This is a genomic window from Pseudomonas sp. BF-R-26 (genome assembly GCF_019947395.1).
Taxonomy (GTDB): domain Bacteria; phylum Pseudomonadota; class Gammaproteobacteria; order Pseudomonadales; family Pseudomonadaceae; genus Aquipseudomonas; species Aquipseudomonas farris.
The window spans coordinates 39,716-55,320 of sequence record NZ_JAGYGK010000006.1 but is presented as its reverse complement, the minus strand read 5'-3'; the positions used below and the strand labels follow the sequence as shown (position 1 = coordinate 55,320).

11 protein-coding genes and 1 pseudogene are annotated in these 15,605 nt (G+C 54.5%); 5 read left to right on the top strand and 7 right to left on the bottom strand.

Annotated features, from left to right (window positions below):
* The first annotated feature begins 9 nt into the window (after nt 1-9).
* The 3 genes from KGB18_RS09885 (at nt 10) to KGB18_RS09875 (ending at nt 4,995) form a co-directional block, all read left to right on the top strand.
* Nucleotides 10-1,398: a DUF1329 domain-containing protein gene (locus tag KGB18_RS09885; RefSeq protein ID WP_223569753.1), complete on the top strand. Its 1,389-nt coding sequence runs from the start codon at nt 10-12 to the stop codon at nt 1,396-1,398.
* 71 nt (nt 1,399-1,469) lie between these two features.
* Nucleotides 1,470-2,540, top strand: a complete 1,071-nt coding sequence (locus KGB18_RS09880; protein ID WP_223569909.1) for a WD40/YVTN/BNR-like repeat-containing protein — start codon at nt 1,470-1,472, stop codon at nt 2,538-2,540.
* 16 nt (nt 2,541-2,556) lie between these two features.
* Nucleotides 2,557-4,995: an efflux RND transporter permease subunit gene (locus KGB18_RS09875; RefSeq protein WP_223569752.1), complete on the top strand. Its 2,439-nt coding sequence runs from the start codon at nt 2,557-2,559 to the stop codon at nt 4,993-4,995.
* Between the two features lie 859 nt (nt 4,996-5,854).
* Here KGB18_RS09875 and KGB18_RS30025 read toward each other — a convergent pair.
* Complete coding sequence (locus KGB18_RS30025; protein WP_411736817.1) at nt 5,855-6,559, bottom strand: methyl-accepting chemotaxis protein; 705 nt, start codon at nt 6,557-6,559, stop codon at nt 5,855-5,857.
* A gap of 153 nt (nt 6,560-6,712) precedes the next feature.
* A pseudogene (locus KGB18_RS30020) lies at nt 6,713-6,916 on the bottom strand (HAMP domain-containing protein); the annotation flags it as partial.
* A gap of 1,260 nt (nt 6,917-8,176) precedes the next feature.
* Between KGB18_RS30020 and KGB18_RS09865 the strand changes: the two are divergent.
* Nucleotides 8,177-8,575 carry a nuclear transport factor 2 family protein gene (locus tag KGB18_RS09865; RefSeq protein ID WP_223569750.1) on the top strand — a complete coding sequence of 133 codons (399 nt, stop codon included), beginning with the start codon at nt 8,177-8,179 and terminating at the stop codon, nt 8,573-8,575.
* Between the two features lie 69 nt (nt 8,576-8,644).
* On the opposite strand, the gene KGB18_RS09860 is transcribed toward KGB18_RS09865, so the two are convergent.
* Nucleotides 8,645-9,403 (bottom strand): SDR family oxidoreductase, encoded by a 759-nt coding sequence (locus KGB18_RS09860; RefSeq protein WP_223569749.1) that lies wholly within the window; start codon nt 9,401-9,403, stop codon nt 8,645-8,647.
* 133 nt (nt 9,404-9,536) lie between these two features.
* Here KGB18_RS09860 and KGB18_RS09855 point away from each other — a divergent pair, with 133 nt between their 5' ends.
* A complete protein-coding gene (locus KGB18_RS09855) occupies nt 9,537-10,109 on the top strand; it encodes a TetR/AcrR family transcriptional regulator (protein ID WP_032830684.1) in 573 nt (190 codons plus the stop codon).
* 477 nt (nt 10,110-10,586) lie between these two features.
* Here the strand turns inward: KGB18_RS09855 and KGB18_RS09850 are convergent, their stop codons facing one another.
* The 4 genes from KGB18_RS09850 to KGB18_RS09835 all read right to left on the bottom strand — a co-directional run bounded on the left by KGB18_RS09850 (nt 10,587) and on the right by KGB18_RS09835 (nt 15,483).
* Complete coding sequence (locus KGB18_RS09850; protein WP_223569748.1) at nt 10,587-11,834, bottom strand: OprD family porin; 1,248 nt, start codon at nt 11,832-11,834, stop codon at nt 10,587-10,589.
* Between the two features lie 214 nt (nt 11,835-12,048).
* Complete coding sequence (locus KGB18_RS09845) at nt 12,049-12,978, bottom strand: dihydrodipicolinate synthase family protein (protein ID WP_263292336.1); 930 nt, start codon at nt 12,976-12,978, stop codon at nt 12,049-12,051.
* Between the two features lie 130 nt (nt 12,979-13,108).
* Nucleotides 13,109-14,500, bottom strand: coding sequence for an MFS transporter (locus KGB18_RS09840; protein WP_223569747.1), 1,392 nt, complete (start codon nt 14,498-14,500; stop codon nt 13,109-13,111).
* A gap of 131 nt (nt 14,501-14,631) precedes the next feature.
* Nucleotides 14,632-15,483, bottom strand: coding sequence for an IclR family transcriptional regulator (locus KGB18_RS09835; protein ID WP_223569746.1), 852 nt, complete (start codon nt 15,481-15,483; stop codon nt 14,632-14,634).
* Nucleotides 15,484-15,605 lie beyond the last annotated feature (122 nt).

Genomic DNA, 15,605 nt, shown 5'->3' with positions numbered 1-15,605 from the left:
GGTATCAACATGAAAAAGTTAATTTTACCGTTCGCCTGGCTGTTGATTGCATCTGCAGGCGTTGCCCAGGCTGCTGTGTCGGCTGACGAAGCCAAACAACTTGGTAGTGCACTCACGCCGTGGGGAGCCGAGGCCGCAGGCAACAAGGACGGCAGCATCCCGCCCTATACCGGTGGCCTGCAAAAGTCGCCCGCCGAATTCAAGGAGGGCAGTGGGATTTATCCAGATCCGTATAAAGACGACAAACCGCTGTTCTCGATTACTTCCAAAAACATGGCGCAATACGCCGACAAGCTGACTGAGGGTCAGAAGGCGCTGCTTACGCGTTACCCCGACTACAAGATGGACGTTTATCCGACTCGCCGGTCCGTGGCGATGCCGCAAGCGGTGCTTGACGCATCCGTCAAGAACGCCACGCGCACACAGACGACCGGTAATGGCGTCGGAATCACTGGTGCCGAAGGCGGCACACCATTCCCGATACCCAAAACTGGCCACGAGGTGATGTGGAACCATCTGCTGGCTTACGGGGGCGATGTTGCGGAGTTTACCTCCAGCAATTTCTATGTTGACCAGTCCGGCCGCAAGACCAGTACCGGGAACTCGGAAATGCGCTACGACTATCCTTACTATCAGCCGGAGAATCCGGATCGAAGCACCTATTATCTCAAGCAAAACACCAGTGCGTTAGAGCCTGCAGCGCTGGCAGGGCAACAGTTCGTGATTCTCGATCCACTTGACTTCACTACCGGTGATCGCCGTGCCTGGCAGTATGTGCCTGGGCAACGTCGAGTCAAAGTGGCTCCTGAGCTGGCTTACGACACCCCGTTTCCAGCAGGTGCCGGTATGGTCACGCTGGATGATGTTGGGGTGTTTTCGGGGCGTATGGACCGTTACGACTTCAAGCTGATTGGCAAGAAGGAGGTGTATATCCCCTACAACCTCTACAAGCTTTATGGGGCATTGCAGTCCAATAGTTTTGAGAAGGGGATGGAGGCTGTTGGATCGCCCAAGTTTGTGAACCCCGACTATATGCGCTGGGAATTGCACCGTGTCTGGGTGGTAGAAGCCACCTTGTTGCCAGGCAAGCGCCATCTCTATTCGAAGCGGGTTTTCTACTGGGATGAAGACAACGCGGGCGCTGGTATGTCCGATCAATACGACAACGCCGGTAAGTTGCTGCGGGTCAACCTGACCATGTCGATCCAGCTCTATGACAAGGTGATTCCGTATGCGATCCCATGGCTGGTTTATGACCTTTCCAACAACGTCTATGTCATGTGCGGCATGCCGAGCAACGGACCGATCAAGGCAGGATTGAAAGGGCTGGCGGCGGCGGATGCCTGGAGCAAGGGTGACTGGTCTCCTGATGCGATCGCGGCGCGAGGGGTCCGTTAACCATGGTTGGTGAATACACGATGTGCCGATCGACGGCAGGGCCGAAAAGAGCGGGAGTTGTCTCCTTGCTGATGGGGAAGTTTGCCACCCTCGCGTGGTGTGCTCTGTGGGCATTTGTGCTGCCGCTGAGTGCTGCGAGCGGCGGACAGACGGTGCTCGAGCCGGTACAGGTTCCTGCAATGAGCAGTCGCCTGGCCACGACAGCTCCGATAATCGCGGTAGCTGTCGCCGGAACTCGAATCGTCGGGGTCGGTATTCGGGGCCATATCGTGTATTCGGATAACCAGGGTCTGGAGTGGACGCAGGCACAAGTGCCGGTGAGTGTAGATTTGGTCAGTGTCCAGTTTCCGACTCCGCAGGTCGGTTGGGCCACGGGGCATGACGGCGTTGTGCTCAAGAGCGTTGACGCCGGGAGTACCTGGAAACTGGTACTTGATGGACGACGCGCGGCACAACTCATGCTCGATTTTTATGCGGCGCAGCCCGCTGACGACCCGCGCATGCAGGCTGCACTCGCAGAGTCCCGGCGCTTTGTGAAGGAGCAGGGGGCCCGGCCCTTCCTTGATGTCTGGTTCAGCGATGCAAATGAAGGATTCATTGTCGGTGCATGGGGCCTGATGCTGCACACCACGGACGCCGGAGCGACGTGGAAACCTTGGATGCATCTGGTCGACAACCCTGGCACCGGGCATCTTTACGCGATTCGCTCCATCGGATCGGAGTTTTGGATCGCCGGCGATCAAGGCTTGTTGTTGAAGCTGGACTCCGCCAGTGGGCGCTTCATCAGCACTCACCCACCGGAAGGCGGTAGCCTTTTTGGTGTGATCGGCACGCCAGATTTTGTGTTGGCTTACGGTCTGTTGGGCCGGGCCATTGTGTCGCGCGATGATGGCAAAACCTGGGATCAATCATCCGGCCTTGGTGCGTCTTCGGTGACCGGGGGCGCTGTGCTTGGCGATGGGCGGGTGGTGCTGGTTGATGGTGGTGCGGGTCTGTGGGTCAGCGACGACAACGGCCGCCATTTTTCTGCGTGGCACATAGGCGCTGCGCGACCGTATACCGGAGTTGTCGATGCTGGTGGCAAGACCTTGGTCTTGGCCGGTCTTGGCGGCGTACGCGCGCTTAGCAGCGTTACTCCTTGAATAGGCCTTTGCAGACATGACTGCCGATATAAATCTCAATGCTATGCCTGTGGTGAAACGGATTGAAGACTTTGACACTCAATCGGGAAATTGGCTTGAGCGACTGATCTTTAACAATCGCATACCGGTGCTGCTGCTCTGCCTCGTGATCTCGATCTTGCTCGGCTGGCAGGCACTGCATTTGCGCGTGAATGCCAGTTATGAACAGATGCTTCCCCAGTCGCATCCCTACATGCAGAACTACCTGGCTCACCTGCGGGATCTGAGTGCTCTGGGCAATACCGTGCGCATCTCCGTGGAAAACACGGATGGCGATATTTTTGACCCGGCCTACCTGGAAGTGTTGGCCAAGGTGACAGATCAAGCCATGGTCACCAAGGGCGTCAACCGCGGCTGGGTAAAGTCGCTTTGGTTACCTACGGTGCGTTGGACAGATGTGATTGCGGAAGGTTACGCCGGTGGACCGGTGATGCCAGATGGTTTCGACGGCTCGCCCTCGATGATCGGGAAACTTCGGCTGAACGTGCAGCGTGCCAACCTGGTTGGCCAGCTCGTGTCGCCGGACCTTAAGTCGAGCATGATTGTGATACCGATGCTGGACTATGACCCTGACACCGGAGAGCCGCTCAACTATGAGGAATTCGGTCGGACGGGGATTCAGGCGTTGCTTGCACTTCAGACCGACAAAATCAAGATTCATGCAGTTGGCTTCTCCGTGCTGATGGTCGAACTTATCCAGGGCCTCTATAAGGTCATGGTGTTTTTCGGGGCCGCGGTGGTCATCGCCGGGGTGATCATCTATTCCTATAGCCGCTGTCTGCGCAGCACTTTCGTACTCGTCGGGGTATCGGTACTTGGCGTGGTCTGGCTGTTGGGATTGATTGGGTTGCTCGGACGCGAGTTGAATCCTTATTCGATTCTGGTGCCGTTTCTGATCTTTGCCATTGGCATCAGTCATGGCGCACAGAAGATGAACGGGATCGCCCAGGACGTTGCTCGCGGTACGCACCGATACATTGCGGCGCGTTATACGTTTCGCCGCCTGTTTCTGGCCGGCCTGACTGCGTTGTTGACCAATATCCTGGGCTTTGCAGTGCTAATGGTGGTGGATATTCCGGTCATTCGGGAGATGGCCTTCATCACGAGTGTCGGTGTAACGATATTGATTTTAACCAAGTTGGTGTTGATCCCTGTTGCCTTCTCCTACATCGGTGTGAATCACCATGCAGCAATGCGCCGCCTGGCACTGGATTCAGAACGAGCGCCTGGACAAGGCGTGAAGGGGCTGGGGTTGGCCACCCTCACTCGCTTCACCGAGCGGCGCTGGGCTACAGCGGCCCTTGTCGTAGCCGCGGTGCTGGCCGGTTCAAGCTGGCTGATCAGTCGCGACTTGAAGGTTGGGGATCTGGATGCGGGAGCCCCCGAGCTATGGCCCGACTCGGTTTACAACCGGGATGTCGACTTCGTGAACCGAAACTTTGGTTTATCGAGCGATCAATTTGCCGTGATAGTAAAAACATCAAAGAACGGTGGTCAGGAGTACAACACCCTCGTAGAAATGGATCGTCTCGGCTGGCTGTTGCAACAAGACCCGGACGTGCAAGGTGTGTCCTCGATTGCAGCGGATGTCCCGTTTGTCAACATGGGCCAGTTTGAAGCCAATCCTAAATGGCTCACCATTCCGCGTAATAGCAACGCTGGGGTGGCGGTCTACAACATCTATACGCAACGCGGTCTTGAGCTGGTAAATGCCGATTATTCGGTTATGCCGGTTATTGCCTATCTGACGAACCATAAGGCTGAAACACTGGCTCGTATGCTAAAAATCGTCGAAGACTTCGCGCGGACACATGACTCCGACAAGATACAGTTCCTGCCAATCGCAGGTACCGCCGGCGTCGAGGCTGTGACCAATACAGTGGTGCGCAAAGCGCATAGCGAAATGCTGTTATTGCTCTATAGCGCCGTTGCGTTGCTATGTTTTGTCACATTCCGCAATTGGCGAGCCGTGATCGTCGCACTCATTCCGTTGCTTATTACCGCAGTGGTTTGTGAGGCGCTGATGGTCAAGGCCGGTATCGGTTTGAAAGTGGCAACGCTTCCCGTACATGCACTCGGTGTTGGGGTTGGCGTCGACTACGCCCTCTACCTTCTTAGCGTGCAACTCGTCATGCAGCGTCAAGGTGCAACCCTGGCGCAGGCATATGGGGCGGCTGTAGGCTTTACCGGGAGAGTGGTTGCGTTAATCGGTATAACAATGGCCGCTGGGGTGATTACCTGGATGTGGTCTCCGATCAAGTTTCAGGCCGATATGGGGCTTTTGTTAGCGTTCATGTTCGTCTGGAACATGATCGGGGCTTTAGTGCTGATTCCAGCGTTGTCATATTTTTTGTTGCGGCGCGTCCGGCCAGTAGGTCCAGTCCAATTAAAGCACCCGTCGCCGCATTGGATATGAGGTTCCGTAACGGTTTGACCATCAGGAAATGTGATTAATCAGAGTGGAGTTTCGGCCTTCCTCCTGCCGCATCCGAGTCTGCGGTGGAGGAGGCTGTAACGCCTTACGAGCCCATTGCCCAAGAGCTAGTGAGACGTATCAACCTGGTGAGCGGGGTGGGCCTGACGGCCTGGGATACAGTGCAGTACCTCCGCAGGTCTGACCCATATACCCTTCTCATCTCATCTCAGCGCTTCGGCTGAAAGCGTCCACCATAATATTCATCGAGCCAGTCGAGCAATCTGCTCCGCTTGCGAATCTTGTCGCGTGCCTCAACGGTATGTCGCCTCTCTATCTGGAGTCAGATACCAATGCTGACATATGTGTGGCTGATTGATTTAAAACACTGCAATCTGGATAGGCGACGGCTTTTGGATGGGGGGAGGGTACGCCGATGATGGATCGGGTAGCGATTATTGAAAAAAGAAGGGTGCGCCCATGAGCTGTCTCATTTGTGCGGGAACCGCCGAGCGCATTGTGTGTGATGGTGATTGGGAGGAACGAGACTGTCCATCCTGCGGGCATTACCGGGTTTCTGATGCCCTCGTATTATCCTTGATGGAGCAGGGACAGATTTTCGATGTGAGCAAAATGAGGGTTTGGCTTGCAGGCAAGCGCAGGGATGGCGGGATACCTTGCATTGAGATCCATGAAGCGCTGCTGATGCCATAAGCCAGCGCTTCCTTGCTGTGCAGGCTTGCCACCAATGGATGAAATTGCCGCCCCGCAGAGCGCATACCTAACCCGGAATCAATGGCACTGGAAAGTGCCCGAGAACTGTTCAATCAGGCGATAGATTAGCGCTGTCGGCGAAGTTTTTTCAGATGCGAAACGCGCTGATCAGTTGTTTGAGCTGGAGCACCTGCGATGAGAGTTGGCGACTGGCATGTTCAGTCTGACAAGTACCTTCGGCGGTACGTTCGCCAGCACGGTTGATCTCCACGATGTTCTGATCGATATCATGGGCAACGGCCGTCTGCTGCTTTACTGCCGCGGCGATTTGTTGGTTCTGATCGACGATCATCCCCATCGCGCCAAGAATATTCTCCAGGGCCTGCTGGACTTTCTCCGACTGGCTGACTGTGCCGTTGGCCATCTGATGGCTGACGTTCATGGCCTTCACTGCCGCGCCCACGCCACCCTGAATCCTAGAAATCATCTGCTCGATTTCTTCCGTGGACTGCCGAGTACGCTTGGCCAGTGTTCGCACCTCATCAGCCACTACAGCGAAACCACGACCTTGCTCACCCGCGCGGGCGGCCTCGATAGCCGCATTCAGCGCCAGCAAATTGGTTTGCTCGGCAATATTCTTGATCACTTCAAGCACAAGGCTGATGGATTGGCTATCGCTGGCCAGTTGATTGATCACCAATACTGACTGATCTATCTCGCAGGCCAGCTGGGCAATACTGCCTTGCTGGGACTGCACCAGCCCGCGCCCACTGACCGTCTCTTCATTGACATTGTGGGCGCTGCTGACCGCTGCGCCAGCGCTACGCGCCACTTCCTGGGCGGTGGCTGCCATCTGGTTCATGGCCGTGGCAACTTGCTCGATCTGGCGGCGCTGCCCAGCGACGGCCTGATTGCTCACCGCGGAAATCGACTCCACTTGTGCCGCTTGCTGCTCGACTTCGATGACTGTCTTGCTGACCAGCTCGATCAGGTCATGAATCTTCGCCACTGTGCCATTGAATACTTGTCCCAATTCCCCCAACTCATCATGGCTCTGGGCGGTGAAGCACACGGTCATGTCCCCGGCTGCGACCTGGTTCATCACTTCACCCAATCTTTTCAGGGTGGTGCGCGTCGAGACATAGAAACCACCGTAGAGGTAGACGATCAGCAGGAATACGCTAGTCAGGGCGGCGACCAGTAGCAGCATATGCAGACGATTCTGCTCCAGGCGTTGCTGTAGCTCCTGGTCGAGGAAGGCCAGGGTTGCATCATTCAGTTGGTAGGTTTTCTCCATCAAACCTGTGACTTGGTCATAAAACGCTTGCCAGGGTGTATCCAGAGTGTCAGCCATGACCACCTGTTTTTCGAACAATCCAGTGCTTTGCTTGAGTGTCGCCTGGCTGCCGCTGGCCAGTTGATCCAGGGCGTCACGGGCGGACTTGCTAGCCCCAAAAGCATCCTGCAACCTCAAATCATATTCACCTTGTAGCTTCTCGAGTTGCTGGAGCAATTCATCGAAACGGCTGCTGGCTGATGACAGGAGAAAGCCCTGACCTAAAGAGGAGGCCCCCATCGCCCGGCCTTTGCCGATGGTCTGAGTGATCAGTGGCGTAGCACTGGTAATCAAATCACTCATCTGGCGCACTTCGCTCTTGCTATCCTGGTTGAGCCTGGCCTGGCTGGCGACGATCTTGCTCAATATCTGCGCACTACCGAGCAGCTTTTCGATCTGCGTACTTCTACTCAGCAAGGACTTATCTACCTGCTGCGCCTGAAACGCTGCAACCATCTCGTCGCGTTTACCATTAAAAGTGGCGATTTGTTCCGGGTCGATGCTGACCGCCGTCAGGCCTTGCAAGTGATTCAAAATGGTCTGTTCGAGGCTACTGATTTTCGATTCAATATCACCAGCCTTGCCCAATTGCCCCAGATTTGCATTGATTTCGACCAGACTGCCCAGGGTTTCCAAATCCCTGCGTAAGGTCAGACTGGTACTCAGCAGGTCGAGACTTTGCAGTTCAACACGAGTGCTCAGGAATTCAACGTAAGAATCGCGGACCAGGTAAAAACTGATTACCAGCATGGGTACGAAAAACAGAATACTGATCAGGCTGAACTTCATACCAAAGCTCAGGCGATTCATCAGCTCGATGGCCGGATACAGCAGGCGCTTCACAAGACGTCTCCCTTTCATTTTTATTTTTATGAGCTGTCGTCAGACAGGGCGTATCAGCATTTTTCTGTCTGCTGAAATTCCTGTTAAATTTATATACCAGTTAATTTGATCTGGTCAATAATCTTCGATAGGGTTTGGCGTAAGGCAGGTCTGTAATATTGGCTTTTTTGGCAGAGGGTCGATCGTCGGTTAGTAACCAAGAGATCCTGTAATACTGATATCAGTATCAATAAATTCAGAGCCGCTCATCTCAACGTTTACCAGCCCATCATTCAGCACGGAAAATCATCTATGAAGCCGTCCATCAGTGACATCGTTGAAGTCAACCAGCTTTTATCCCTTTGGGGTCACCTCGTTGACAGGCGCGCATGGCACCGTTTTGATGAGGTGCTTACCGACGATGCGCTCTATGACTGCAGCATCTTCGGATATACACCTGTTTCGGGTATTGACGCGATTCGAGGGATGTTTGATCAGGAAGGCCATGCTCGGGCGCATCACACGACCAATGTGTATGTGCAAGATGGGCCAGGAGACGAACTCATCGCGGAGTCCAAAGGTCTGGGGCTGCTGGCTAATGGGGCAGTCGCAAGCGTTACCTTCCTGGACAAGCTTCGGCCAACCCTGGCGGGTTGGCGTCTAGCGAGTCGCGTGCTGAAAATCGAACCTGTGTCCGGTTCAGATGACTGATTCGGTCATTGCGGATTGCGACAGGAAGTCGCCCCATCACCACTGACGGGGCGCTGCTGTTCCAGCTACTCAGCCGTGGGTCGGTTTTACAGTGCTAAGCATGCTCAGGACATTGTCGTACGTGCCATTGGCCTCTGCGTAGCGCACGAACCTGGCGCGCTCTACGATAATCTCGTGCGCCCCCGGGTCGGCATGCAGGAGAGTCATGGTTTCGGAGAGGAAGTCCTCCAGCGGCATGGACTGTTCATCATCCTGCTGGCCAAACAAAGTCGTTCGCACACCCGGCGGCGCTATTTCTATCACGCTGACAGACGTGTCGGCGAGTTGGACGCGCAGGCTCTCGGTGAAGGAGTGAATCGCGGCTTTGGTTGCATTGTAGGTGGGGGTGGCTGGTAGCGGGACGAACGCCAGCGCAGACGTGACATTCATGATGACTGCGTCGGCTTTGCCCACCAGTTGCGGCAAAAAGGCATACACCATCCGAATCGTGCCGAGCAGGTTTATGGTGACTGTATCTTCGGCAATCTGCTGGCAGTTGGGGTCACGGAGGTTTTCCCCCAGCATGATGCCCGCGTTGTTTACCAAGACGTTCAGTTCAGGGTAGTCGGCTGCCACCGTTTCGCTCGCATGGGTGATTGATGCGGGGTCTGCTACATCGAGCACGATCGCCTCGATGCCCGGGTGATCTGTCGTGATTTGGTCGAGCAGCTCTTTACGTCGGCCGGCGACGATTACCTTGTTGCCAGCCTCATGAAAGCGCAGCGCTAAGCCAAGCCCTATGCCTGAGGTGCCGCCGGTGATCAGGATCGTGTTGCCTGTAGTCTTCATGAAATGATTTCCTGTTTGCATTGTGGTTACAATAACCAAAAGCGGACAGATATCCGTTTTACCGAAGCCTAACGGACAGCTGTCCGTTTCGCAAGAACATCCCGTTCGGGAAGGAGGACGAGTGCCGCAGCAGATGGACACACCGTTACGTTCGGACGCGCTACAGAATCGTGAACGTATCTTGAAAGTGGCGATCACCGAGTTGACACGTTCGGCGGACGTACCGCTGAGCGCAATCGCTAAGAAGGCGGGTGTCGGGCAGGCTACCTTTTACCGCAACTTCCCCAACCGGGAGGCCTTGATAATGGAGGTCTACCGCTACGAGATGGAGCAGGTTGCTGATCTCGCAGCCCATTTGCTCCAGACCTGTCCGCCGGATCAGGCCCTGCGGGAGTGGATGGATCGCCTTGCCCAATACGCCTTGACCAAGGCTGGTTTGGCGGATGCAATCCGTCAGGCCGCCAGCGCACGAGACTGCCCAGGGAAATCGGGTTATGCCCCGGTGGCCGCTGCGGCCCAACTCCTGCTCGGCGTTAATGAGGAGGCCGGTACCATTCGCCCGGGAGTTACCACGGACGACTTCTTTCTGGCCATCGCCGGCATTTGGCAGATCGATTCCGGTGGAGACTGGCAGCCACGCCTCACCCGGCTCATGGACCTCGTCATGGACGGACTGCGTGCAGGCGCGCCCGCGCGCGTTCCCTAGCTCGGCCAAGAGGGGCTTGCTCCGCCTGGATCCAGATGGGTGTTGGGCGAACGATTACGCCAGAAGAGCAAACGAATAGGAGGTATCGATTGCCAGCCCCATACTAAAGTCCGGCCAACTTACTGGGTATTTGAGTTCGATTGTTGGCTTTGTTTTGACGAAGCCTTTCTACCTAAAACGTACCAGGGCCAGGCGTTGGCTCCGGCTACCACAGCCAATAGTATCCAACCTTCCAAGAGCTTTTCATTGGTGTTTAAACTTCCGTGTACTTCGATAACTTCGCATGCTTCGTATAGTTTCAAAATTATTTACTCCTGACAAAAGGATAGGTGGTTTTCACTTGTATTACTAAGTGCTAATGGTAGTAAGAGCGGCCCTGTTGCTTGGCAGTATTCTGATTTAAATAAGCCGCGGTTATTTTCGGGTGTTGCGCCGCACGCCAATAAGGACGGATATATTGTTCGCATCGCTTTTGGTTTACAAAATATTGATAGGGTACGTGAGGATCACACGATTCTCATCGTAATCAGAGTTGTTGAAGTCACGACGCACGCTCGCATTGCGCCAGCGTACGGCCAGGTTCTTGGCGGGACCACTTTGGATCACATAACCAAGTTCCGTTTCGCGAGCCCATTCAGAGCCGTTATCGATCTTTTGCAGTCTGACATCCTCACCACGAACGTAACGGGTCATCAACGAAAGCCCCGGCACTCCGTATCCTGAAAAGTTTAAGTCGTAGCGCAATTGCCAAGACTTTTCCCTGGGGTTGTCGAACGCGTGGTTAAATGTATTGTTCGCTAGGTAGATGCCTCCCGTTCCGGAAATCCGCATCCATCCGGTGTCACCGCTGACTTGTTGAAGACCAATACTGAACGTGTGCTCATACAACCCTAAACCAATCATCAGCGAAGCCGTGCGGTTATCCAGTCGTCCCGCTTTAGCGCTGCCATCATCCTTGCCCCAGAAATAGCCCATGTTTGTATTCAGTGTGGCCGATTTCGATAGCTGCCAGCGTTGGTTAAGTCCAACGTATTGCTGTTGATAGATGTCCTCGAGTTGTCCTGACCAAAGGCGAACCGTGGTGTTCTTGGACTCAGAGCGATAATCCCCTCCCAGATAGTTGAAAGCGTCACTGTGGGCGCTGCCGAAGGCCAAGTCCTCCATGGAGGAGTCGTTACGCAAGCTGCTTTTGTTGAGTTGGCCTGCATAGAGCGTCCAATGTTTTATATCTTGTGAGGATAATTGAGCGCCTTTGAAGGTTTGCGGCAATGCGCGGAAGTCGTCGGCGGTCACGATCGGCAGATTTGGCATCCATTCGCCGACCTTCAGTTCCGTTGCGCCAAGTCGCGCCTTGAGCGCTACCCCGAGCCGGCCGAAATTGTCTGCCGGTTCTCCATCTCTATCCTTGGGTAGCAGTAATGCGCCGTAACGGCCGGCACCACCGTCCAGTTTCACGGCGTATTTGCCAAGCACGTCGACTCCGACGCCAATAGTGCCGGAGGTAAAGCCAGAGCGAAGATCGAAGATGAAGCTTTGCGTCCATTCTCGGGCCTTATCCTGCGGATAGTTCGGCGCTGTGAAAGTGCGTTCGAAAAAGAAGTTTCTGAGTGTCAGGTTTGCAGTGCTGTCTTCGACTAAACCCTGAGCAAAGCTGCTCGGTTGCAACAGCATGGTTGACACGAGGAGTGCGCCCGTTACATGTAATGCGTTTGAATTCAAGACCATGATTTTCCCCTGTTGTTTTTATTGAAGGGCACAAGCGATCTGCAATTCCCTTGGGAGACAATTCTGCGAATTGCTCGTCTGGGGGAACTGATCGACTATTGGGTCAGGTATCTCAATGGGTACGAGCGTAGAGACAGGGCTTCGCAGTAGCGGAGCCCTGTTTTGATATGAGCGTCCGGACGGGAGACACTAAAGTGCCGCGCCGTCCGTTGGATCAGATCAGGCCGGCGGAGCGCAGTGCATCGGCGATTTCGCGGTCAGCACCTTCTGCGAGCGGCAGCAGCGGCGAACGGACAGTTGCGTGATCCAGGATGCCGCGAGCAACCAAGCCATGCTTCAGTGCCACGGTGCCTTCCATGTGGGAGCCGCGGTGGTAGACGTTGCGTGTCACCGGCAGCAGTTTGTCGTGGATGGCGCGAGCAGCTGGGTAATCCTTACGTTTGCCTGCAGCGATCAGCTCGATCAGCGGTTCTGGGGTCAGACCGCCGTAGCCAACCAGGGCACCATCCACATCGAACATGGTGTGCAGCAGGTATTCGTCGTGGCAGGTGAGTATCTGCAGGTCCGGTACTTCCTTGCGGATTACCGGAATCTCTGTGTCCCAGCGACGCATGTTGCGCACGCCATTCTTCATGGCGAACACGCCCGGCTGTTTGGCGATTTCCAGTTGGGTTTCCAGGTCATAAGTGGCCTTGGTGACATCCGGGTACTGGAACAGGATCAGCGGCAATCCGCTGTGCTCGTAGATCGCACGGTAGCGATCCTGCGCTGCGCCTTTCTGGTAGCCAAAGCGCAACCAGCCGTGAGACGGATAAACCAAGCCTGCTGCAGCACCATTATCTACGGCGCGCTTGGCCTCTTCGGCAGCCACTTGAGTACCTTCTCCGGTAATGCCAGCGATTACGGGAAGACGGCCCTCGCACGACTCGTTGAAGGCTCGGATGACTTGGGCCTGTTCCGCCTGGGTCAGGAATGTTCCTTCCCCCGCATGGCCGAGAACCACCAGGCCTTTGACTCCGTCGAAGCTGCCCAGCCAGGACCCCAGTTTTTGGATCGCGTCGTAATCGACCTTGCCATCGCGAGTAAACGGGGTGACAGGAGCCGGTACCAGGCCTTTGAGATCGATCATATTCTTAGTGCTCATTTTATTTCCTCTGTTTACTAAGTTTCCGCAGCTAACGCGTGCAGTGGCGCAAAAAACACTGATGAGTATTTTTTGAGGTTAATTGGGAAGGTCAGACTTGCAGTTTTTATAGCGCGACAAGTGTCCATAGTTACGGAGACAGTTCTTCTAAAATTCGACCTTTTGTTTCAATCGCAAACAACGCTGTAATACATCCGGTAACTACCAGTACTACCGCAAACACACCGAATACGTAATGCACCCCTGCACCGGATACCGCAAGCCCTACCACGAGCGGCCCGGCGGCCGATCCAAGACGCAGCCACGCGCTTCCCAGTCCTGTGCCAAGGGCCCGCAGGCGAGTGGGATAGAGTTCGGCTGAGTACAGGTAAAGAGAGAAGGTGACTGTTTGCACCAAGGCATACCCCAAGCCCGCCAGCATCAGGATCTGTAATGGGGTGGTCGCCCCGGTAAGCGCGAGGCAGGACAATGGAACAGCTGCCAGAAACAGCGCGCCGATATACCAGCGGCGTCGGCCGATCTTGTCGATCAGGAGTGCACAGATGACGGCTGCGACAACGCCACCCGCCGATGTAATGAAGCCATAGGCGAGACTGGTGTCCAGAGACAGGTTGAAGTGTTGACGATAGAGGGTTGGTAGCCAGGTGATCAAGCCGTTGGCTACCATGTAGGCGCCGAACCACATGGACCAGATGACCATTGACCGCTTGAAGTACATGCCTCGGAACAGTTCTCGCCAGCCCTGAGTGCTCTTTTGCGCCTGAATTTGTGGAACCTCGACGGGGGGCGCCAGTTTCTTTCCAGCCTTCAGTGCGCTGTTTTCCAGGCGAGTAACGATACGATCAGCCTCATCGAGCCTGCCTTTGGAGGCCAGCCAGCGTGGTGACTCAAACAGAAAGAACCGTAGCGGAATTAGCAGTGTCGCGGGCACCAATCCTACCGCGAACATCGCTTTCCAGCCGTAGATTGGGACTAGCAGATAGCCGATTATTCCCGCGCCTACCAGTCCGAGCAGGAACATCACCTCATAAAGCAGGAAGAATCTACCGCGCTTCTTCGAACTGATGAGTTCGTTCACATAAGCACTGGCTACCGGTACTTCACCCCCCGTGCCGATACCCTGGAGGAAACGGAATGCCATCATGGCAGCCGCCCCCGATGCGAAAAGGCAAGCAATGTCCATCGCAACAAACAAGAGAATGGTGAAGGTAAGTACCTTCATCCGTCCGATACGTTCAGCTAACCAGCCGAAAAACACCGCTCCAAACAGTTGGCCTATGTAACCGGACGAAAGAAGCATACCGATCTGTGTGGGGGTAAGATTCCATTCTTTCGCGAGCACTGGCATCGCATAAGCAATTGCAATAACCGTGTAACCGTCAAAGAAGGTGGCCGCACCAATAATATTCCTGGCCCAGAACACTTGTTTGGTAATAGGTAAGCGTTCAAGCCTCGCACTTATATTGGCTTGGCTTTTGACACCCTCAATTAAGGGTTCTGTTTCTATATTCTGCATCAACATAGCACTTCCTTTCTTGTTTTCAGATTGTAGAGGCGTGCGGGTGCTAGCATTCTGTGCGGGCACAATGCTGGAGGTTTTGTACAGCTATTAGCGGGCTTAAATGTAAACCTGTTTTATCTCGTGATAATCATCTAGAAGTGCGAGCCGATACTTCCGTTGGCTTCGAGCGCCTTTCCGATATCCTTGGCTGCTTCCAGTGTGGAGTTCAATGCGCGGCATCGTAGTTCCTCCGCAGTACATCTGACCGAAGGTGCCGCGATGCTGATTGCACCCACCGGATACCCGTCAATATCCAGTACGGGTACCGCAAGAATTCTTAAGCCATCGGTGAAAAGGGATTCGGTTAGAACGAAACCGTCCTCACGAATCTGCACAAGCAAGTCCTGTAGGGCAGGCTCAGTGGCGTGGGGTTTAATAATGAACGGTGTTGTGGGCGTCAGCATCTGGACTTTCTGTACCTGTTGTTCCGGCAAGAAGGCCAGTATTGACTGCCCGATAGCGGTCTGAGTTGCGGGTACTGTGGTACCGATACGGATATCCACGCCTAGTCGAGTGATACCCGCCCGCACCCGTTCTAGATACAGCACATCTGCACCTTGTAATACGGCAAAGCTCGCAGCTTCGTTGGTTTCACTGACCAAGCCGCGAAGAATTGGCCGCACGATGCTACGTAGGTCCGTGCGAGCGATGGCGTGGAAACCAAGGTCGAGCACCTTGAGTGTCAGTGCGAAGCGACGACTTTCCGGGATTCTTGATACATATCCCAGATCGACCAACGTATTGAGCATACGGAAGGTGGTACCTGGGTCGAGATCTGCAGCCATGGCTATCTGGCTTAAGGTCTGTTCGTCATTTTCAGAAGTGAAGGCTTCCAGCACCCGGAACCCCTTTGCAAGGGACTGAACAGTGCTGCGTGCCTTTTTGTCATCAATGTTCGAGGTGGATTCGGTACTAGCAGTGTTTTGTTCAAGTGTCTTTATCATTTTTTTCGCCTTTTTTGTTTTTTCGGATTGCGAAATTATTTTCTTTCAAATAGAATATTGTTTTTGGGCTTCGTTGTCCTATATCTATTTGCTGATTTTTAGTTCTTTTTATTCCATTTTTG